Below are 19,016 nucleotides of genomic sequence, written 5' to 3' on the forward strand. Positions count from 1 at the left end.
AACAGCCGCCGCGCTGACGCGGAGAAACGCGTCCCAGGCTATCGCAAGTGGCTGAACGGGCGCCCCTGCTATCTCGCAGAAAAGGGCGGATGCAGAGGCTTGGTTCGCGCCTGCCACTTCGATCCTTGGGGCGATAAGGGCGTGGCAACCAAGGCAAGTGATGTTGCCTGCCTCCCCATGTGCGACGGCCATCATGCGGAACAGGGCGAGAGGCTAGGGTGGCCGGCCTTCCAGAAGAAATACGACTTCGACGGGCGTGACGTGGTCACCGCCTATTGGCTGGCTTGGCTCGAAGGAACGACGATGGGACGCGCCTGGGCGCGCAAGCAGGAGGAGGCAGCGTGACCGACGTCAACGCCAAGCAGGCCCGCCGCCTCCGCGCCGCAATCCGTGAGGCCAAGCGCTTCATGCAATACGCCGAGGAGGCCGCTGACATCTTCGAGGGCAAGCGGAAGTCGGACATTCGCATTTTCCCCGGCGCCAAGCGCGCCAGCATGGAACTTACCCGCGCTCTCGCTGATGTGAGGAGATCGCCTTATGTCTGAGGTCCGCGTTTGCAACTGCGTCGGCCCGCAGAATGGTCAGCCCCGCTGCCCCTGCATGATGCGCAACGTCATCCAGCGCGATGGCCGGTGGATCGAACTGGAGCGCGATCTTGGGCCGGTGCGCCCGTACTGCGTCGATGCCTTGAAAGCGTATTTCCAGAACGCCATCGCCCCCACCACCCCTAACAACGGGAGCTTGTAGATGAGCGGACACTGCGCTGAATGCGGCGAAACCGTCTGTGCTTGCAGCCAAATCCCGGCCGGGATGAGCGAGACCATGATTGAGCGGGTGGCGAGGGCGATAGCTGGTGCTGAATATGGCGACGGTTTCGACCGACCTTGGGAGCCGTTCCTGCCTCACGCCCGCGCCGCAGTCGAAGCGATGCGTGAGCCAACTGACAACATGGTCGAAGCCGGCTGTTTCGTTGATGACCTCCGAAGCGATCGCCCTGGCGGGTCCAAGGCGTACGACGAACATTGGATGAACTGTTCCTATCGCGCCATGATCGACGCCATCCTCACAGAGGAGGGGTAGGAGATGGCTAAGAAGCACGAGAAATCCTTCTTCGAGCGCCTGTCCACCCTAGGCGGCGCGCCGGTACCTGCGCCGGTGCGGGGGCCCGACAGCGGAGACGAGTGCCCATGCATAGTTTGTCAGTCTGATCTTATTGGGATCATGCCTTGCGTGGCGGGAGAGGGTCGGTCCGATGCATGACGTTGGACTTCACTCCGGCATTAGCCCGGAGCGCAGCTGCCTCATACGGCAGCGCCTTGCCGCAATGGCCGCAGAGCAGAGCCTCATCGCGCTGGACCGATTCGAGCGCAACGTCCGTTCGGGCGCCGCAGGGGCAGGGCAAGCTCCAATACTCACGCATAGAGGGAGAGGGTAAGTGCATTTAGTTGACGCGGCCATCCTTGAAGAGCGCGAGGCCGTTATTCGGTGGATCTGTCGCTATGGCGATGAGGTCAATCGCGTGATCGCTCGCAGCGAGGAAGGACCGCTCCGGACATCGTTGATGGGCGAGTTCTCCGCCACCGTATCTATCCGGCAAGCGCTGGAGAAAGGCGCGCATCGTGACTAGTCTTTTGAGCGATCGTGCTCAGCCTGAATCCTCAAATATCGGAGCGGCTAACATGCTGGCAAGTGATCTGATTTGCGGCGCCGCCGCTGCAGGGTCCTACATTGGACTGACAGACCGACAGGTGTACCATCTCACCGAGCAAGGTCACCTCCCGGTAATTCGTAAAGGCAAGCGCCTGTATTACCGGAAAAGCGATCTTGAAAAATGCTTCTCGGCTGCCGGCACAGCGGCGCCCGAAGTTCAAAACTCGGAAAGGTCGAAGTTTCTCGAGTGGCTGACCAGTGAGGAACTGGAGGTCTCGATAAGCCACAATAGCTCCGTAGAAGATGTGATCTACAGGATCGCCGAGGCGCTAATGCGAGGCGACGACCTGATATGGCATGAACGGCGTGCCAACCGTGGCTGATCGTCCGATCATCTTTAGCGCGCCTATGGTCCGCGCCCTCATAAACCAGCGCAAGAGCGAGACGCGCCGCCTTGCCTCTTCACCGCTGCGCCTTTGCACTCCGCGCGACCGCCTATGGGTCCGCGAGTCCTGCTGCGCGGCCGTTGAGCCGGGCACCGGTCGCAAAGGCGTCCAATATATTGCCGACGATATGGGCAAGCTCATCCCCGACCTTTTCGAGTGGGAGAAGAAGTGGGAGAATCTCCGGACGTATCGCGGCGGCGACAGCCTACAGGTGCCGTCCATCCACATGCCCCGGTGGGCGTCTCGGCTGACGCTGACCGTCTCCGACCTTATCGAGCAGCGCCTCTGGGACATCACTGCCGAGGACGCGATCGAGGAAGGTCTCGAGCGCGACGGGGATCGGTGGCGCGTTGATTCCCTCCCCAATCATTGGAACGAGGATCCAGTCCAAGTCTACCGAGCCCTATGGGATTCCCTTCATACGAAGCCAGGGGAGAGGTGGGAGGATAATCCCGCCATTATAGCGATAAGCTTCTCAACAGCCTTGGCGGCGATAGGTGATTGAGGCGCTGCAGATGAAACCCATCGTCTATCCCTATCACAAGGTCCGCAGGACCATTACCCCGTCCAATCAAGGATTCTGGGAAGGATCGATCCGAGAAGGGGATCGGTTCACGAATGAGCAGATGCATTCGATGATTGTCTACGGCCTGGTCCCCGGCGAGGTCGAAACTCTTGTCGTGACGCGACCTGCGACCGCTCGTGAACTGTGGTGGCCCACCGGCACGCCCGCGCCAGTATTTGAGTTTGAATGCCCGGTCCTGGGTCTGCGGAAGGACGGCAAGGTCAAGGTGATCTCGCCAAGCGGTCTGGCGAAGTGGGTTTGGCCCGACGGCGCCATCACTCGGCCGCGTAAGGCGCCGCCGAAGAAGTGGAGGAGGGCGGCATGAACGCGCCAATGGTAAGCACCGGATCGACCATCCTTGATCGAGGGAAATCGCCTGAGGAATGGGTGCGGATCCTGATCGAACGCGGCCTGGACGTTTCCGAGCGGACCCTGCGGGAGAAGGCCAACCGGCTAGGTGCCTGTTACCGCCTCGGCCGCAAGATGCTGATCACCCCCTCTCAAATTGATATAATCCTTGGAGACAGAAAATGCCGCTCGAACCCTATAGAAGGGGCGCGACATGGTGGGCGAAGGGTCGGGTCGAATATCTCGGCAAGCCGATCACCGACTACTACCGAAACAGCACTGGAGCATCTGAGGAAGCGGGCGCTTGGGCCTGGTGCCGGGACGAAGAAGAGCGCCGCATAAATGAACACCTGCTCGGCGCCAACAAGACGCTGAGCTTCGCGGAGGCAGTCATGCTCTACCCGGCGAACAACAAGACGGCGACCTATCTGATTCCTATTACTGAGAAGTGGGGCTCAAAGAAGCTCTCCAGCATCGCGCCGAAAGACGTCCGCCAGTTGGCCCGCGAGCTATATCCGAATGCATCCACCGACACATGGACGCGGCAAGTCATCACGCCGGTCCGATCCGTAATAAACAATTTCAGGGATGGCGACAGCGGCGACCTTTTCCACGTGAAGGGTTTCAGCAAGCAGGACCGCCTGAAGCAGGACAAGCGCCGCGGGAAGAAGAGCCGGGTCAAAAAGGAACCGGGCAGCTGGGAATGGCTCCTGAAGTTCCGCCAGCATGCCGGGCAACGCCACGCCGCTTTGGCCCTGACGATGTTCGTGACGGGCGCCCGCATCAGCCAGGCCATATCCATGCACCCGAAGCTGCACTGCCGTCTTGACGAGGGTCAGATATGCATCCCCGGCGCGAAGGGGCATGACGATCGCTGGCTCGACATACCAAAGGAGCTGGTGGACGAGCTCAAGGCGCTGCCGGTATTGTATCCTCGGGGCGCCGAGCGGAAAGCGGAGAATCTGCGCCTATTCGGATTCGCGGATCGATCGAGCCCACGCAAGGGATGGGCGAAGGCATGCGAGGATGCCAAGATCCCGTTCATCCCATTCCACGCGGCAGGTCGCCACGGGTTCGGGCAGGAGATGAACATCCGCCAATCGGTCGATGAAAAGGCGGCCGGCGCTTTCGGTGGATGGGCCGACACAGCGCTTATGAAGCGGACCTATACCCACGCCGAAGAGGTGTCCGGGAAGGTCCACGAGGCCTTCTATCGCGGCCTGAAAGAGGCCGAAAAACTGACCCGCATAAAGCTCGCTTCTGGGGGCAAATCGTACAAACCGCGTACAGAGGCAAAAAAGAAATGAAAGATTTTCTAATTAAATCATTCCGTTGCGCTAAATCGCCAACTCCCTTCACACGGGTGGGGTCGTAGGTTCAATCCCTACCGCGCCCACCATTAGGCGATATACCCACGCTTTCCCCGTCGCCTTTGTTGGACAGGATTGTGGCGTCCCGCGGGAGTGACGTCGATAGGGCAGCCTTGTCTGTCCCAAGGATAATCACGCTTCCCCCAGCCTCCCGGTTCCGCTATCGCGCGCCCCGCGCGCATGGACGCGCGCCGTTTCAGGAGTTGAACAGTGGGTTACAAGGTCGTTGTCGTCGGTGCCACGGGTAATGTGGGCCGTGAAATGCTGACCATCCTTGCCGAGCGGGAGTTCCCGATTGACGAGATCGCGGCGGTTGCTTCGCCGCGCTCGACCGGCACGGAGATTGATTTCGGAGACACCGGCAAAACCCTGAAATGCAAGAATATTGAACATTTCGACTTTACGGGATGGGATATTGCCCTGTTCGCCGCGGGGTCCGGCCCGGCTCAGGAATATGCGCCCAAGGCGGCCGCCGCCGGTTGCGTGGTGATCGACAATTCGTCGCTTTACCGCATGGACCCGGACGTACCCCTGATCGTGCCTGAGGTGAACCCGGAGGCGATCGACGGCTATACCAAGAAGAACATCATCGCCAATCCGAACTGCTCGACCGCGCAGATGGTGGTGGCGCTGAAGCCGCTGCACGACGCTGCGACGATCAAGCGGGTCGTTGTCGCCACCTATCAGTCGGTCTCCGGCGCGGGCAAGGAAGGCATGGACGAGCTGTTCGAGCAGTCGCGCAACATCTTCGTCGGCGATCCGGCGGAGGCGAAGAAGTTCACCAAGCAGATCGCCTTCAATGTCATCCCGCACATCGACGTCTTCCTGGATGATGGCTATACCAAGGAAGAGTGGAAAATGGTCGTCGAGACCAAGAAGATCCTCGATCCCAAGATCAAGGTCACGGCGACCTGCGTGCGCGTTCCCGTGTTCGTCGGCCATTCGGAAGCGATCAACCTGGAGTTTGAGGATGAGATCAGCGCGGCGAAGGCGCAGTCCATCCTGCGCGAAGCGCCGGGCGTCATGCTCGTCGATAAGCGGGAGAATGGCGGATACGTGACCCCCGTCGAATGCGTGGGCGATTATGCGACCTTCGTCAGCCGCGTCCGTGAGGATGCGACCGTGGAAAATGGTCTGGCCCTGTGGTGCGTCAGCGACAATCTGCGCAAGGGCGCGGCATTGAACGCTGTTCAGATTGCGGAGCTTCTGGGCCGCCGGCATCTGAAGAAGGGCTGACGGCAACAGCCCGGCAGATATCCGGCAAAAAGCTATGGCGGCGATCCCCGGATCGCCGCCATATCCTATTCCGCCATGACGGGCAGCTCGTCGCCCGGTTTGCGCGGCGTCGGCCGCTTGAGCAGCAAAATCAGCGGCAGCACGAGCAGGGTGGCGATCGTCATCAGCTTGAAGTCGTCAAGATAGGCGATCATCGCCGCCTGCCGCGTCACTTCCCCGTTCAGCATGGCCATGGCGCTGTCCCCCGTCGCGCCCAATATCCCCGACATGGCTGGATCAAGCGGCAGGCTTTCGAATGTCGCGTGCTGGGCAAGGTCGGCATGGCTAATCTGCGTATTGCGCGTGAGGAGCGCCGCCATCAGCGCAATGCCGATGGAAGACCCGATATTGCGGGACAGGTTCAGCAGGCTGGCCCCGTCCGTCCGATATGCCGGATGCAATGTGGCGAAGCTCAATATGTTGAGCGGCACGAAGATCAGCCCCAGGCCCAGACCCTGGACAAAGCCGCTCTCCACCACCGGCACCCAGTCCATTTCCAGCGACCAGCCGGTCATCATCCAGAGCGACCCGGCGCAGATGACGAAGCCGACGAAAACCATCAGGCGCAGATCGACGAAGTGGCTGATCCGGCCGACCAGGAACATGGTGATCAGCACGCCCATGCCACGGGACGCCAGCAGCGTGCCCGTCTCCATCACCGGATAACCGAATAGCGACTGGAGCATCGGTGGCAGCAGCGCCATGGCCGACATGGTGAGAACGCCCAGCACGAACATGAAGATCGCCCCGCTCACCATATTCCTGTCGCGCCATAAATCTTTGGGGAATAGCGGCGATTTCGCGGTGAAGGCATGCACGCCGAACATCCAGAAAGCGGCCGCCGCTATCCCTGTTTCAATCCATATCTCGTTCGCGTTGAACCAGTCGACATGTTCGCCCCGATCCAGCACCAGTTGCAGGGCGGCCAGTCCCAGCCCCAGCAACGCAAAGCCGGTGGCGTCGAAATGCCGTTTCACTGTCTCCTTGGAGGGCAGCAGCCACAGCAGAAGGGCGATGCACAATATTCCGACCGGCACATTGACGTAGAAGACCCAGCGCCAGTTGAAATTCTCGGTCAGCCAGCCGCCAAGTATCGGCCCGGCGATCGGGCCGATCATGATGCCCATGCCATAGATCGACATGGCCTTCGCGTGATCGGACTTGCGATTGATATCCAGCAGCAGGCTCTGCGCGAGCGGTGCGATAAAGGCCCCGGAAATGCCCTGGATCAGACGAAATAGCACCATTTCGATCAGGCTGGTGGCGATGCCGCACAGCATGGACGCGACAACGAAGGTACAGACCGACACGATAAACAGTCGCCGGCTGCCGATGCGATCCGCCAGCCAGCCAGTGATCGGGATCGCGATGGCGGATGCGACGATATAGCTGGTGAGCACCCAGCTAATGCTGTCCTGGGTCGCGCCCAGCGACGCCTGCATATGGGGCAGGGCGACGTTAGCGATGGTGGTGTCAAGAACCTGCAGTAGCGTCGCCGCCATGATGGCGATGGTCAATAGCCCCTTCTGCCGAACTTTCAGCAGCGGCTGATCGGGGTTTTCGGCCATGATTACCGCTGCCGCACATCCACGGTGACGGCCGCGCTCAACCCGGCGATGAGGGGGCGGGGGGACTTGTCATCGATGGCGATGCGCACGGGCACCCGCTGGGTCACCTTGACCCAGTTGCCATTCGCATTCTGGGCGGGAAGCACGGAAAATTCCGACCCCGTTCCGGCGCCAAGGCTTTCGACATGGCCCTTCAGCTTCAGGTTGGGATAAGCGTCGAAGGTTATGGTGGCGCGCTGGCCCGGATACATTTTCTCCAGTTGGCCTTCCTTGAAATTGGCCTCGATCCAGCTCCGGTCGCTGGCGACCACGCTGACGGCGGGCAGGCCCATGATCATCATCTGACCCACCTGCAGCCGGCCGGACTGGCTGATCCTGCCAGCAACCGGCGCGACTGTCCGCGTTCTGGACAGGTCAAGCGCAGCCTTGTCTCGCTGCGCCAGCGCCGTGGCGACGGCCGGATTGACGCCCGGCACCTGCGCGCCGTTCGCCAGCGCGGCGCGGGCCTTGGCGGCATCGACCTGCGCTTCCCGGACACGCCATTGGGCATTCTGATACGCATTCTGCGCCGCCTGCAGCTTCGCCTTGGTAGTGAAGCCGCTGCGCATCAACTCCTGCTGGCGCTCATATTCGGCCTTGGCGAATGTGACATCGCTCTGCGCGCCTTCAATATCGACAGCGCTGGTGCTCAGGTCGGTTTGCAGGCCAGTGACCTTCGCCTGGGCGGTGGCAATCGCTGCATTGGCGGATTCCAGGGCGACACGATACGGTTCCGGGTCCACCGTGAACAGCGTATCGCCGGCCTTCACCATCTGGTTCTCGCGCACGCGGACGCTGACGATCCTTCCATTCACATCGCTGGAAATCGAAACCACATCCTGTTTGACATAGGCGTTGTCCGTGCTGACGGTCCGGCCGCCGGTCAGGTAGAACCACGCCCCGACCAGAGCGATGAGCAGAGGAACCGAGACCATAAGCGCCAGGCGGCGGCGGTTGCCGGTCTTGCCGTTCGCCTCATTCTCGATCTCAAGCGTGACGGGCGTGCCGGGTTCGGCGATCGGGCGGTCGGCTTCAGCCATGCTTCTGGGCCTTCAAAAACGGCGCAGGGTCCTCAAGCAGATTGTCGCGCAGCCGGGCCAGCATCTGGGTCAGCGTATCGACTTCCTCCGGCGTGAAGCCAGCCACAGCCTCAGCCAGTTTCAAATGCGCGATTTCACGCAGCTCCTCGATAAGCGGCAGGGCGGCATCGGTAATGAAAATTTGCCAGGCCCTCCGGTCGGCCGGATCGCGCCGGCGCTCGACCAGCCCGGCCTGCTCCAGCCTGTCCACCATGCGGCAGGTGGTGATGGGTTCGACCTCCAGCCGGTCGGCCAACTGGCCCTGATTGATTCCCGGCTGGCGATGCAGCGTAAAAAGCAGCCGCCATTGCGGGCCGGTGACGCCGATATCCCTGGTGGCGGCGTCGAAATGCTTTCGCATCAGCCGGCCGATGTCGCTGACATAGAATCCAAAATGTTCGCTCATGACTGCGCATATAATAAGCATAGTTATATAAAGGAAGCTTCCTCTCGAAATTTTCTGTTACGCTGCAGACATATGGCCATGGCTCGACATGGGTTCGGCATCGGCATATCGGGCGGAGCAAGCGGCAGCGTGCTATGCCGCCAAAGCGGACAAATGCTTAGCGAACAGGTGTTTTCAGTGGCGGAAAATTTCTCGACCGATGCGACCGTGACGATGATGCCGGGCCACAGGGCAGCTCCATTGGCAGTGCATCAGCTTGGTGCGGGACGGCCGCTGATCCTGTTGCACGGCCTGTTTTCGAACGCCCATGTGAACTGGATCAAATATGGCACGGCGGCGGCGATCGCGGAGCGGGGTTTCCGGGTCATCATGCCGGACTTCCGCGTGCATGGGCAAAGCAGCGCCTCGCATGATCTCGATGATTATCCGGCGGACGTGCTGGCGCTTGACGTTGAGGCGCTGATTTCCGGCCTTGGTCTTTCGGATTATGATCTTGGCGGTTTCTCGCTCGGCGCGCGGACGACGGCTCTGTTGCTCACCCGGGGTCTTGCGCCGCGACGGGCGATATTGGCGGGCATGGGACTGCAGGGGCTGTCGGGCTGGGCGAAACGGCGGGATTTCTTCCTGTCGGTGATTGCTGATCGCGACACGATAAAGCATGGCGATCCGCGCTGGCTTTCGGCGCAGTTCATGAAGACCATGAAGGTGGATGGCGAGGCCGCCGCGCTGCTGCTTCGCACATTCGGAGACATTGATCCCGCCGATCTTCCCGGCATCGCCACGCCCATTCTGGTCGTGAGCGGGGCCGAGGACAGGGACAATGGTTCGCCGCAGGACCTGACCGATATATTGCCCAACGCCCGCTTAGAGGAAATTCCAGGCACGCATATGAGCAGCGTGACCAAGCCCGAACTGGGAAGGGTGATAGGAGACTTTCTGGCCGCTTGACCGGTCATCCGGCATCCGTCACTTACGGTCGTATAATATCTCCAGATTGGGAGACTTGCCTGTGAAAATCCTCCTCTCCGTCGCTGCTCTGGCAGTGGCGCTCGCCGCGCAGCCGCTGGCCGCGCAATCCACGGCGCAAACATCCGCGTCCGCTCCAAGTGCGGCTGACGCCGAAGCGTTCCTCGCCCGCGCGGAAGCGGCGATGGCGGCGCATGACCTTACGCAGAACCGGGTCGACTGGATCAATTCGACCTACATCACGGATGACAGCGACGCGCTGGCGGCGGAAGTCGGGGCCAAGCGCACAGCGATGAATGTCGATTTCGCGCTGGAAGCGGCCAAATATGCCAATGCGCCGGGCCTTTCCGCTGAAACCCAGCGCCGGTTGAACCTCGTCCGCACCAAGCTTGTGCTCCCCGCGCCGACTGCGCCGGGGGCTGCGCAGCAACTCAACGACATCTCCACTCGGCTGCAATCCGCCTATGGCAAGGGCAAGGGTACCCTGCGCGGCCAGCCCATCAACGGCAGCGATATCGAGGCCGAGATGGGCACGGACCGCAATCCTAATGAACTCAAGGAAATGTGGGTAAGCTGGCACGACAATGTGGGTGCGCCCATGCGCGCCGACTATGCCAGGATGGTGGGCATCGCCAATGCCGGCGCGAAAGAGCTGGGCTATGCCGACACCGGTGCGATGTGGCGCTCCAAATATGACATGCCTGCGGACGATTTCGCCAAGCTTACGGACAAGCTCTGGAGCGAGGTGAAGCCGCTCTACGACGATCTCCATTGCTACACGCGCAGCAAGCTCAACGAGAAATATGGCGATGCGGTTCAATCCAAGACCGGCCCAATCCGCGCCGACCTGCTCGGCAATATGTGGGCGCAGGAATGGGGCAATATCTACGACATCGTCGCGCCAAAGGGCGCGGGCGATTTGGGATATGACACGACCGAACTGCTGACGGCCAAGGGCTATGATCCGGTGAAGATGGTGAAGGCGGGCGAGGGCTTCTATTCCTCGCTCGGCTTCACGCCGCTGCCCCAGACATTCTGGGACCGCTCGCAGATCGTCAAGCCGCGCGATCGCGAAGTCGTTTGCCACGCATCCGCCTGGGATCTCGACAACAAGGACGATATCCGCATCAAAATGTGCACAAAGGTGAATGGCGACGATTTCGTCACCATCCATCATGAGCTAGGCCATAATTATTATCAGCGCGCCTATAACAAGCAGGCGTTCCTGTATCTCGACGGCGCCAATGACGGTTTCCATGAAGCCATTGGCGATTTCGTGGCGCTCTCGATTACGCCCGACTATCTGGTGAAGATCGGCCTGCTCGATCCTGCGAAGGTGCCGAGTGCGGACAAGGATATCGGCCTCCTGCTGCGGCAGGCGATGGACAAGGTGGCGTTCCTGCCCTTTGGCCTGTTGATCGACAAGTGGCGTTGGGGCGTTTTCGACGGGTCCATCCCGGAGAGCGGCTATCAAAAGGCATGGACCGACCTTCGCCGCGAATATCAGGGCATTGTTCCGCCTGTTGAAAGGGACGAGACCCGTTTCGATCCGGGCGGCAAATATCATATTCCGGGCAACACGCCCTACACCCGCTATTTCCTTGCCCGGTTGCTGCAGTTCCAATTCTATCAGGCCGCGTGCAAACAGGCAGGATGGAAGGGACCGCTCCACCGCTGCTCCTTCTATGGGGACAAGAAAGTCGGCGAGAAGCTGAACGCCATGCTGGAAATGGGCGCATCGAAGCCCTGGCCAGACGCGCTGCAGGCCTTTACCGGATCGCGCGAGATGTCGGGCAAGCCGATGCTCGCCTATTTCGCGCCCTTGCAGAAATGGCTGAAGACGCAGAACAAGGGGAAGCAATGCGGCTGGTAATCGCGGCGTGACTCTACCGGAAACCCGATGAACCCACACGTCGTCATCCTGTCGGTCCTGTTCTTCACGAGCAGCATCATGTGCGTCGCCATGACGCTCGCCTGGTTCAGTTTCGGGCGGGACAGGCATGTCCTGTATTGGGCGATGTCCTATGGCATCGCCGTACTGCAATGGCTGTTTAATGGGGCCGGGCTGCTGCTCGACAGCCATGTGCTGATGACGCTGGCGGGGCTGTGCATTCTGGCGAGCAGCTCCCTGGTCGCCATCGGCGCGCGGCAGAGGTCGGGCCTGCCGGTCGGATGGGGCCAGTTCCTCATCGGTTGGGTGGTTGCAGGCGCGGGGGTCGCGGTTGCATTCAGCCCGATGGGGACGATGGCGATGCGGGGCAGCATCGCGTCCAGCTTCACCGGGGTCATGATGATCGCCGCCGCCGCCGCCATCTGGCCCCGCCGCAGAATCGCGACGCCGCCCGAACGCGCCTTCATCGTCATGCTGGTGATCTTTGGCGTTTTTCAGCTCGCTCTTGTGTCCGCAGGGCTGATGATCGGGCAGGGCGGTTCGGACGCCGGCCTGACCCTCTATCGCGCGATACTCGGTTTGGGACTGCCGCCCATCTATGTCGCGACCGGCGTGGCGGCGGTGCTGGTGGTGGCGGGCGATCTGGCCAAGCAGCTCGGCTCCATGGTCAGCAACGATCAGTTGACCGGCATCCTCAACCGGCGGGGCGTTGAACAGGCCGCTATCATGGCGATCGCCAACGCCAAGCGGCAGAAGCGCAAACTGGCGGCGGTCATTTGCGATATGGACAGCTTCAAGACCCTGAACGACGGTTATGGCCATATTGCGGGCGATGCGGCGTTGCGGACATTCGCCAAGGCCCTGTTACTGGCCGTGCGCAAGGGCGATGTCGTCGGCCGTCTGGGTGGCGACGAGTTCTGCGTCCTGCTGATCGACTCGTCCGGCGACGCGGCCGTGGAGGTTATGGAGCGCGTCCGCGGTAGCTTGTCCAACCTGTCCGTCGCCAAAATGCCTCCGGGCTGTGTGAAGGCAAGCTTCGGCGTGGCCGAATTCATGCCCGGCGACAATGCCCTGGAGGACCTCATCGCCCGCGCGGACGAGGCGCTGTATCAATCAAAGCAGCAGGGCCGCGACCGGGTGACCCTCTGGAGCAAGGCCGCAGCCTGATCTGACCGCCTGATCTAGCGGAAGGGCGGTTCGTTAAACGCCCGCAGCTTGCGGCTGTGCAGTTTCGCGCCCTGTTCGCGAAGCAATTCACAGGTCATCAGGCCAACCCGCAGATGCCCGGCAATGGCTTCCTCGTAGAAGCGGTTGGCCTGCCCCGGCAACTTCAATTCGCCGTGGATCGGCTTGTCCGACACGCAAAGCAACGTGCCGTAGGGGACGCGGAACCGGTATCCCTGCGCTGCGATGGTGGCCGATTCCATGTCGATCCCCACGGCGCGCGACAGGCTGAAGCGCAGCGCCGACTTGGAATAGCGCAGTTCCCAGTTCCGGTCGTCGGTCGTCACGATCGTTCCGGTGCGCAGCCGCCGCTTGAAATCGTCGCCGCCGCCCAGCACAGCCTCGGCAGCCGACGCCATCGCCACCTGCACCTCGGCGATGGCGGGCACCGGAATCTCCGGCGGTAGCACGTCGTCAAGCACATGGTCGTCGCGCAGATAGGCGTGGGCGAGCACATAGTCGCCAATCCGCTGGCTTGGCCGCAGCCCGCCGCAATGGCCGATCATCAGCCAGGCCTCCGGGCGCACCACCGCCAGATGGTCGCAGATCGTCTTGGCGTTGGATGGTCCTACCCCGATATTGACCAGCGTGATGCCGCTGCGGTCGGGCGCGATCAGGTGATAAGCGGGCATCTGGTGCTTGCGCCACGCACTGTCGGCGATCATCCGCGCCGGATCGGCTGTTTCCGACGTCACATATACGCCGCCCGCGCCGGACAGGGCGGAATAGCGGCTGCCCGGCTGCTTCAGTTCCGCGCAGGCCCAGGCGACGAACTCGTCGACATAGCGGTGATAATTGGTGAACAGGATGTAGCGCTGCACATGTTCGGCGGGCGTGCCGGTATAATGTTTGAGCCGCGCCAGCGAAAAATCGGTGCGCAGGCCATCGAACAGGGCCAGCGGCCGGTCTCCGCCGCGGTCGGGCAGGAACAGACCGTCGGCGATCTCGTCGCCAATCTCCGCCAGTTCGGTGGCCGGGAAATGCCGCGCCAGTTCCGTCGGCGGCACGCCGTCCAACGCGCTGGCGTCAAGACCGTCGAGCACATAGGGGAAGGGGATCTGCTGGTCGGACAGACCGGTCTCTACGCTCACGCCATAGTCGGCGACCAGCAGGTCGATCTGCTCCGCCAGATAGTCGCCGAACATGCCGGGCCGGGTAAGGGTGGTCACATAGCGGCCCGGATGGGACAGGCGCGCGAAAGAGCGGCCGGGCGGGGGAACCTGGTTCTCGCTGCCATAGGTGATCCGCAGTTCGGGATAGCAGAAGCGCCGCTCCGCCTGCGCCTCCGGTCCCGGCACGCTGCCGTCGCGCGCAAAATCCTGCATGGCGTGGCGCAGGGAATGAATGGAGCTTTGATACAGCGCCTCAAGCTGCGCGACCGTTATTTGTCCTATGCTTTCTGTCATCGCATCCTGTTACCCTCTCTATGTGCAATGGGAAAGACGGCGGCGTGAACCGGGTGAAAAAGCTTGCCGGGCGTACGGCGGGCGTTTTGTCGCGTCTATCAAGAAGATAAGATGGTGTGCCGTAACGGGCCGCCACGACAAACAGTCTTGCCAATCATGCTGCAATGCGGGATGGAACGCATGTTCGACGGACCGGGCCTGCCCGGTGGCTTTTCCCGGCGCCTAACCCTGGGTCACGTTTGCGGTATATCCTATACGATAGTTTAATCTTGTTTTTGTATGGGAATGCCAACTGCCTGTCGTCCGGAATGCTGTTGACCATGATCGAATTTCTGCCCTTTCCCGCGGGACGCGCATTGTGAGCGCAGCGGTGCATGAACCGGCGGCGGCTTCGGAAAACCCGACCTTCGTCCGCAATTCCTTTTTCAGCGTGATTTCCGGCATCATGTCCTCTTTCGCGGGGTTCGCCAGCGGCATCATCGTCGCGCGGATCCTGGGCGTGAGCGGCACGGGCACCATCGCCATGGCGCTCTGGATGGTGTTCGCGGCCGTGACGCTCAGCGACTGGGGGCTGACCGGCGCGCTCGCCCGTTTCCTGCCGCCGGCCAGGGGTAATCCGGCCGAAACCCGTCAGGTGACGACCTATCTCGTCTGGGCATTCTGGGCGTCGGTGGCCAGCGGCTTGCTATTGCTGGCGGGCGCCATGGCGCTCTGGTGGCCCGAAGCCTTCACGATAGAGGCATGGCGCGGCGAGCATGGCACGCTGTCCTTCGGCCTTATCGCCTTCTGCTTTGTCATCCACATGGCGAACAGCTTCGGCTATCATTATTTGCGCGGCATTGAGCGGTTCGGCACGATAGCAACCTATTCCATTTCCGGCTCCGTGGCGCAGATCGGCATCGTCCTGGTGGGCAGCATGCTGTTCGGCCCAAGCGGCGCGATGATCGCCTATATTGTGGGCAGCTTGCCGCTTGCGATCATCACGTTCCGGCTTGCCCTGCGCGGCCGCCCCATCCGGGGAGACTATCGCCGCCGCGTCACCCGTTATTCAGCGACGCTGTGGGTCGCGGGCCTGCTCTCGCCCCTGTTGTGGACGCGCGTCGACCTGATCCTGGTCGAGCGGCTGCAGGGATTGAACGCCGCCGGACTGTTCACCGCCGCCGCCGCCTTCTCCGCGCTGCTCATCCAGATATGCGTCATGCTGTGCGGCGCTGTCCTCCCCCATCTCTCCGCCGCAGGAGAGCAGGGCCGCCGTGCGACAAGCAGCGCGACGCTGAAGGCGGTTCTGTTCCTGCTGATGCCAATGGTGTTCGGAACCGCCGCCATCGCGCCGCGCCTCATCCCGCTGGTCTATGGACCGGATTTCGCCAGCGCCGGACTTCCCGCCGTCATCCTGGCGCTTGCCGCCGGGGGATCGGTGATCACGATCGCCCTGTCCAACGTCATGAACGCGCTCGACCAGAATGCGAAACTGGTCATCGGCGGCGCGACCGGCTGCGTCCTGACCATTGCGCTCGGTCTCGCCCTGATCCCGCATTACGGCATCATGGGGGCGGCCGCCGCCCGTTTCGGGGCGCAGGCCACCGTTGCCTGCATCACGCTCTATCAATTGAACAGGGTGCAGCCGGGAACCGTATCCTGGTCCTGGTTCCGCCCGATCGCGGTGGCCAGCATCTGGTGCGCGCTGACGGCTGCGGGCATTCTTCACCTCTGGCCCTCGGACTATGCGCTTATCCTGGCCGTCCCGGCGGGCGGTCTCGTCTACCTTGCCCTGTGCCGGATACTGCTGAAACTGGATGAAGCGGACATCCGTTTGCTGGGCCTGAAACCGTCGTCCAGCGCGGGCAGGGCGGCGTCGATGATGACGAAGTTTATGCGCGCCTGATCGCGCCTGACCCTGATCGCGCCTAACAAGGAAAACCCCGCCGCCGGACATGCCGGGGCGGGGTCATCGAGAAAATAGCGGCCGGGCTTAGAGCTGGTCGAGCATATATTCGGCGGACGAAACCTTGAAATCGCCCGGCGCCTCGACATTCAACTGCTCGACCACGCCATCATTGACGACCATGGAGAAGCGCTGTCCGCGCGTGCCCAGACCGAACTTGCTGCCATCCATTTCCAGGCCGACCGCCTTGGCGAACGCGCCATTGCCGTCAGCCAGCATGGTGATGCCATCCGCGCTGGCGGATTTGCTCCACGCGCCCATCACGAAAGGATCGTTGACGGCGGTGCAGGCGATCTCGTCAATGCCCTTCGCCTTCAATTCCGCGGCTTTGTCGATGAAGCCGGGCAGGTGGCGGGCGGAGCAGGTCGGCGTGAATGCGCCGGGAACCGAAAACAGCGCGACCTTCTTCCCGGCGAAATAGCTTTCGCTCTCCACCTGTTCGGGTCCGTTTTCGGTCATGGTGACAAATGTGGTGGCGGGCAGTTTGTCGCCCTTGGCGATCGTCATGGGAAGGCTCCTTTCCTGTAGGGGCAGCAATAGCGACCGTCAGGTCGGGCGTCCGGCGGCAGGTGTCAAGCCCCGCCTTATGAAAGAACCGGTCCGGCGTCTGGACCCATAGGCGGGTTCGGATCGTTCTTGCCCGGCCACCTTACAGCCCTATATCGGACGCCATGGACCTTCCTCCCTTTTACGCTGGCCAAATTCTTCTGGCGATGCCGGGTATCGGCGACGATAATTTCGATCATTCGGTCATCGCCCTTTGCGCGCATGACGATAATGGCGCCCTTGGCATTGATATCGGCACCGAAATTCAGGGGCTGGGTCTCCGGGAACTGCTTGCGTCTTTCGACATTGACGGGGCGCTGGTGCCGGACAGGCCGGTTCTGCGCGGCGGCCCGGTTGAGCCGCGCCGGGGCTTCGTCCTCCATTCGCTCGACTGGGGCGGTCAGGAAATGCTCCAGGTCGATGACCATTGGGGCCTGTCCGGCTCTCTCGACATATTGAAGGCGATTGCCGAGGGCAGGGGACCGGACAGTTATATTGTCGCGCTTGGCTATGCGGGTTGGGGCGCCGGGCAACTGGAGCAGGAGATGACCGGCCATGGCTGGTTCCTCGCGCCGCCCGACAACCGGCTGATCTTCGAAACGCCGACCGAAAAGCGCTGGTCCGCCGCCTTCGCGGCAAGCGGTATAGACGCCGCCATGCTGGTGAGCGAGGGCGGTTCGGCCTGACCGCGGCCCTGTCCGGATGTCGCGCAAACGACATAAAGGAAACTTTATATTGGGTTGATTAACGGTGCGCCGGTTGGTAGAGGAGCGCCATCATCGCCAGCCATACCGGCTGGCCGGACCAATTTTTTCCAGCAAATGGAGTATCAGCGTGGCCACTGCCCCCGCCCTCGACACGAACGACTATGTCGTCAAGGATCTGAGCCTCGCCGCTTTCGGCCGCAAGGAAATGGACATTGCCGAAACCGAGATGCCGGGCCTGATGGCCCTGCGCGCCGAGTTCGGCCCGTCGCAGCCGCTGAAGGGCGCCCGCATCACCGGTTCGCTGCACATGACGATCCAGACCGCCGTGCTCATCGAAACGCTGACGGCGCTGGGCGCAAAGGTGCGCTGGGCGACCTGCAACATCTTCTCGACGCAGGATCACGCCGCCGCCGCCATCGCCGCTTCGGGCGTGCCGGTCTTTGCGGTGAAGGGCGAAACGCTCCAGGAATATTGGGATTATGTCGAGCGCATCTTCGACTGGACCGGCGATGAGTCCGGCGAAGATGTCTGCAACATGATCCTGGACGATGGCGGCGACGCCACCATGTTCGCGCTGTGGGGCGCGCGGGTCGAGGCGGGCGAGACGCTGTTCACCCCGACCAATGAGGAGGAGGAAATCTTCTGCGCGGTCCTGAAGCGCGTACTGGCAGAGCGCCCCGGTTTCCTGACCCGCACCGTCGCCGCCATCAAGGGCGTGTCGGAAGAAACCACCACTGGCGTCCACCGCCTGTATGAGCTGGCCAAGAACGGCAAGCTTCCTTTCCCGGCGATCAACGTCAATGACAGCGTCACCAAGTCGAAGTTCGACAATCTCTATGGCTGCAAGGAATCGTTGGTCGACGCCATCCGCCGCGGTACGGACGTGATGCTGGCCGGCAAGACCGCCTGCGTCGCCGGTTTCGGCGATGTCGGCAAGGGCAGCGCCCAGTCGCTCCGCAATGGCGGCGCGCGCGTGATGGTGACCGAAGTCGATCCGATCTGCGCGCTTCAGGCCGCCATGGAGGGCTTTGAGGTTGTGACGATGGAGGAAGCGGCGACCCGCGCCGACATCTTCGTCACCGCCACCGGCAATGCCGACGTCATCACCGTCGATCACATGCGCGCGATGAAGAATATGGCGATCGTCTGCAATATCGGCCACTTCGATTCGGAAATCCAGATCGGCGGCCTGTCCAACATGAAGTGGACCGAGATCAAGCCGCAGGTCGATGAGGTCGAGTTCCCCGATGGCAAGAAGATCATCGTCCTGTCTAAGGGCCGCCTGGTGAATCTGGGCAACGCCACCGGCCACCCCAGCTTCGTGATGTCGGCCAGCTTCACCAATCAGACGATCGCCCAGATCGAGCTGTGGACGAACACCGCCGCCTACAAGAATGAAGTCTATGTCCTGCCCAAGCATCTGGACGAAAAGGTGGCCGCGCTTCACCTGGAAAAGCTGGGTGTGAAGCTTACCAAGCTGACCGACAAGCAGGCCGCTTATATCGGCGTTACGCCGGAAGGCCCGTTCAAGCCGGACCATTATCGCTACTGAGCCGGTAGCGGATTACAAATTGGAAAGGGGCTG

Annotated in this window: 20 protein-coding genes and 1 other annotated feature; of the genes, 15 read left to right on the top strand and 5 right to left on the bottom strand. The window is 61.9% G+C overall.

Features of this window, described 5'->3' with window-relative positions:
• Positions 1-141 precede the first annotated feature (141 nt).
• The 9 genes from KFK14_RS11555 (at position 142) to KFK14_RS11595 (ending at position 5,615) form a co-directional block, all read left to right on the top strand.
• Complete coding sequence (locus tag KFK14_RS11555; RefSeq protein WP_212610911.1) at positions 142-345, top strand: hypothetical protein; 204 nt, start codon at positions 142-144, stop codon at positions 343-345.
• Positions 342-545: a hypothetical protein gene (locus KFK14_RS11560; protein ID WP_212610912.1), complete on the top strand. Its 204-nt coding sequence runs from the start codon at positions 342-344 to the stop codon at positions 543-545. The genes KFK14_RS11555 and KFK14_RS11560 overlap by 4 nt, the downstream gene beginning before the upstream one ends.
• The gene (locus tag KFK14_RS11565; protein WP_212610913.1) at positions 538-747 is read left to right on the top strand and encodes a hypothetical protein; all 210 of its coding nucleotides are present in this window, start codon (positions 538-540) and stop codon (positions 745-747) included. Before KFK14_RS11560 ends, KFK14_RS11565 begins: the two co-directional genes overlap by 8 nt.
• 75 nt (positions 748-822) lie before the next feature.
• Complete coding sequence (locus KFK14_RS11570; RefSeq protein WP_212610914.1) at positions 823-1,080, top strand: hypothetical protein; 258 nt, start codon at positions 823-825, stop codon at positions 1,078-1,080.
• Between the two features lie 539 nt (positions 1,081-1,619).
• A complete protein-coding gene (locus tag KFK14_RS11575) occupies positions 1,620-2,033 on the top strand; it encodes a helix-turn-helix domain-containing protein (protein WP_246524997.1) in 414 nt (137 codons plus the stop codon).
• Positions 2,034-2,223: 190 nt separating this feature from the next.
• Positions 2,224-2,601, top strand: a complete 378-nt coding sequence (locus KFK14_RS11580; protein ID WP_212610915.1) for a hypothetical protein — start codon at positions 2,224-2,226, stop codon at positions 2,599-2,601.
• Positions 2,594-2,986: a hypothetical protein gene (locus KFK14_RS11585; RefSeq protein ID WP_212610916.1), complete on the top strand. Its 393-nt coding sequence runs from the start codon at positions 2,594-2,596 to the stop codon at positions 2,984-2,986. Before KFK14_RS11580 ends, KFK14_RS11585 begins: the two co-directional genes overlap by 8 nt.
• Positions 2,987-3,191: 205 nt before the next feature.
• Positions 3,192-4,316, top strand: a complete 1,125-nt coding sequence (locus KFK14_RS11590) for a tyrosine-type recombinase/integrase (RefSeq protein WP_212610917.1) — start codon at positions 3,192-3,194, stop codon at positions 4,314-4,316.
• Between the two features lie 273 nt (positions 4,317-4,589).
• Positions 4,590-5,615, top strand: coding sequence for an aspartate-semialdehyde dehydrogenase (locus KFK14_RS11595; protein ID WP_212610918.1), 1,026 nt, complete (start codon positions 4,590-4,592; stop codon positions 5,613-5,615).
• 65 nt (positions 5,616-5,680) lie between these two features.
• On the opposite strand, the gene KFK14_RS11600 is transcribed toward KFK14_RS11595, so the two are convergent.
• From KFK14_RS11600 to KFK14_RS11610, 3 genes are read right to left on the bottom strand one after another with little or no spacing between them, the layout of a single operon-like run.
• Positions 5,681-7,222 (bottom strand): DHA2 family efflux MFS transporter permease subunit, encoded by a 1,542-nt coding sequence (locus KFK14_RS11600; RefSeq protein ID WP_212610919.1) that lies wholly within the window; start codon positions 7,220-7,222, stop codon positions 5,681-5,683.
• A 2-nt stretch (positions 7,223-7,224) separates the two neighbouring features.
• Entirely contained in the window at positions 7,225-8,301 is a 1,077-nt protein-coding gene (locus KFK14_RS11605; protein ID WP_212610920.1) for an HlyD family secretion protein, read from the bottom strand.
• Entirely contained in the window at positions 8,294-8,746 is a 453-nt protein-coding gene (locus KFK14_RS11610) for a MarR family winged helix-turn-helix transcriptional regulator (RefSeq protein WP_070154654.1), read from the bottom strand. Before KFK14_RS11610 ends, KFK14_RS11605 begins: the two co-directional genes overlap by 8 nt.
• A gap of 78 nt (positions 8,747-8,824) precedes the next feature.
• Between KFK14_RS11610 and KFK14_RS11615 the strand changes: the two genes are divergently transcribed.
• The 3 genes from KFK14_RS11615 to KFK14_RS11625 all read left to right on the top strand — a co-directional run bounded on the left by KFK14_RS11615 (position 8,825) and on the right by KFK14_RS11625 (position 12,770).
• Complete coding sequence (locus KFK14_RS11615; RefSeq protein WP_343227808.1) at positions 8,825-9,694, top strand: alpha/beta fold hydrolase; 870 nt, start codon at positions 8,825-8,827, stop codon at positions 9,692-9,694.
• A 61-nt stretch (positions 9,695-9,755) separates the two neighbouring features.
• Positions 9,756-11,585 carry a M2 family metallopeptidase gene (locus tag KFK14_RS11620; RefSeq protein ID WP_212610921.1) on the top strand — a complete coding sequence of 610 codons (1,830 nt, stop codon included), beginning with the start codon at positions 9,756-9,758 and terminating at the stop codon, positions 11,583-11,585.
• A gap of 27 nt (positions 11,586-11,612) precedes the next feature.
• A complete protein-coding gene (locus tag KFK14_RS11625) occupies positions 11,613-12,770 on the top strand; it encodes a GGDEF domain-containing protein (protein WP_212610922.1) in 1,158 nt (385 codons plus the stop codon).
• A gap of 14 nt (positions 12,771-12,784) precedes the next feature.
• Here the strand turns inward: KFK14_RS11625 and KFK14_RS11630 are convergent, their stop codons facing one another.
• Positions 12,785-14,233 carry an AMP nucleosidase gene (locus KFK14_RS11630; RefSeq protein WP_212610923.1) on the bottom strand — a complete coding sequence of 483 codons (1,449 nt, stop codon included), beginning with the start codon at positions 14,231-14,233 and terminating at the stop codon, positions 12,785-12,787.
• A 186-nt stretch (positions 14,234-14,419) separates the two neighbouring features.
• Positions 14,420-14,472 (top strand) — a sequence feature (sul1 is cis-regulatory element that is thought to sense ions involved in sulfur or methionine metabolism; They are found in Alphaproteobacteria).
• Between the two features lie 119 nt (positions 14,473-14,591).
• Between KFK14_RS11630 and KFK14_RS11635 the strand changes: the two genes are divergently transcribed.
• Entirely contained in the window at positions 14,592-16,118 is a 1,527-nt protein-coding gene (locus KFK14_RS11635; RefSeq protein ID WP_212610924.1) for an oligosaccharide flippase family protein, read from the top strand.
• Between the two features lie 87 nt (positions 16,119-16,205).
• Here the strand turns inward: KFK14_RS11635 and KFK14_RS11640 are convergent, their stop codons facing one another.
• Positions 16,206-16,685: a peroxiredoxin gene (locus tag KFK14_RS11640; protein WP_070154616.1), complete on the bottom strand. Its 480-nt coding sequence runs from the start codon at positions 16,683-16,685 to the stop codon at positions 16,206-16,208.
• Positions 16,686-16,849: 164 nt separating this feature from the next.
• On the opposite strand from KFK14_RS11640, the gene KFK14_RS11645 reads away from it, so the two are divergent.
• Entirely contained in the window at positions 16,850-17,410 is a 561-nt protein-coding gene (locus tag KFK14_RS11645) for a YqgE/AlgH family protein (protein WP_212610925.1), read from the top strand.
• A gap of 148 nt (positions 17,411-17,558) precedes the next feature.
• Positions 17,559-18,983, top strand: a complete 1,425-nt coding sequence (ahcY, locus tag KFK14_RS11650) for an adenosylhomocysteinase (protein WP_070154625.1) — start codon at positions 17,559-17,561, stop codon at positions 18,981-18,983.
• Positions 18,984-19,016: the final 33 nt, after the last annotated feature.

This window comes from Sphingobium phenoxybenzoativorans (assembly GCF_018286635.1).
Classification (GTDB): domain Bacteria; phylum Pseudomonadota; class Alphaproteobacteria; order Sphingomonadales; family Sphingomonadaceae; genus Sphingobium; species Sphingobium phenoxybenzoativorans.

What these genes read in the sequence shown, in the direction of transcription:
- KFK14_RS11565 (WP_212610913.1), top strand. Translation starts at nt 538, where the DNA reads ATGTCTGAGGTCCGCGTTTGCAACTGCGTCGGCCCGCAGAATGGTCAG.
- KFK14_RS11570 (WP_212610914.1), top strand. Translation starts at nt 823, where the DNA reads ATGATTGAGCGGGTGGCGAGGGCGATAGCTGGTGCTGAATATGGCGAC.
- KFK14_RS11580 (WP_212610915.1), top strand. Translation starts at nt 2,224, where the DNA reads ATGGGCAAGCTCATCCCCGACCTTTTCGAGTGGGAGAAGAAGTGGGAG.
- KFK14_RS11590 (WP_212610917.1), top strand. Translation starts at nt 3,192, where the DNA reads ATGCCGCTCGAACCCTATAGAAGGGGCGCGACATGGTGGGCGAAGGGT.
- KFK14_RS11600 (WP_212610919.1), bottom strand. Translation starts at nt 7,222, where the DNA reads ATGGCCGAAAACCCCGATCAGCCGCTGCTGAAAGTTCGGCAGAAGGGG.
- KFK14_RS11605 (WP_212610920.1), bottom strand. Translation starts at nt 8,301, where the DNA reads ATGGCTGAAGCCGACCGCCCGATCGCCGAACCCGGCACGCCCGTCACG.
- KFK14_RS11610 (WP_070154654.1), bottom strand. Translation starts at nt 8,746, where the DNA reads ATGAGCGAACATTTTGGATTCTATGTCAGCGACATCGGCCGGCTGATG.
- KFK14_RS11615 (WP_343227808.1), top strand. Translation starts at nt 8,825, where the DNA reads ATGGCTCGACATGGGTTCGGCATCGGCATATCGGGCGGAGCAAGCGGC.
- KFK14_RS11625 (WP_212610922.1), top strand. Translation starts at nt 11,613, where the DNA reads ATGAACCCACACGTCGTCATCCTGTCGGTCCTGTTCTTCACGAGCAGC.
- KFK14_RS11630 (WP_212610923.1), bottom strand. Translation starts at nt 14,233, where the DNA reads ATGACAGAAAGCATAGGACAAATAACGGTCGCGCAGCTTGAGGCGCTG.
- KFK14_RS11640 (WP_070154616.1), bottom strand. Translation starts at nt 16,685, where the DNA reads ATGACGATCGCCAAGGGCGACAAACTGCCCGCCACCACATTTGTCACC.
- KFK14_RS11645 (WP_212610925.1), top strand. Translation starts at nt 16,850, where the DNA reads ATGGACCTTCCTCCCTTTTACGCTGGCCAAATTCTTCTGGCGATGCCG.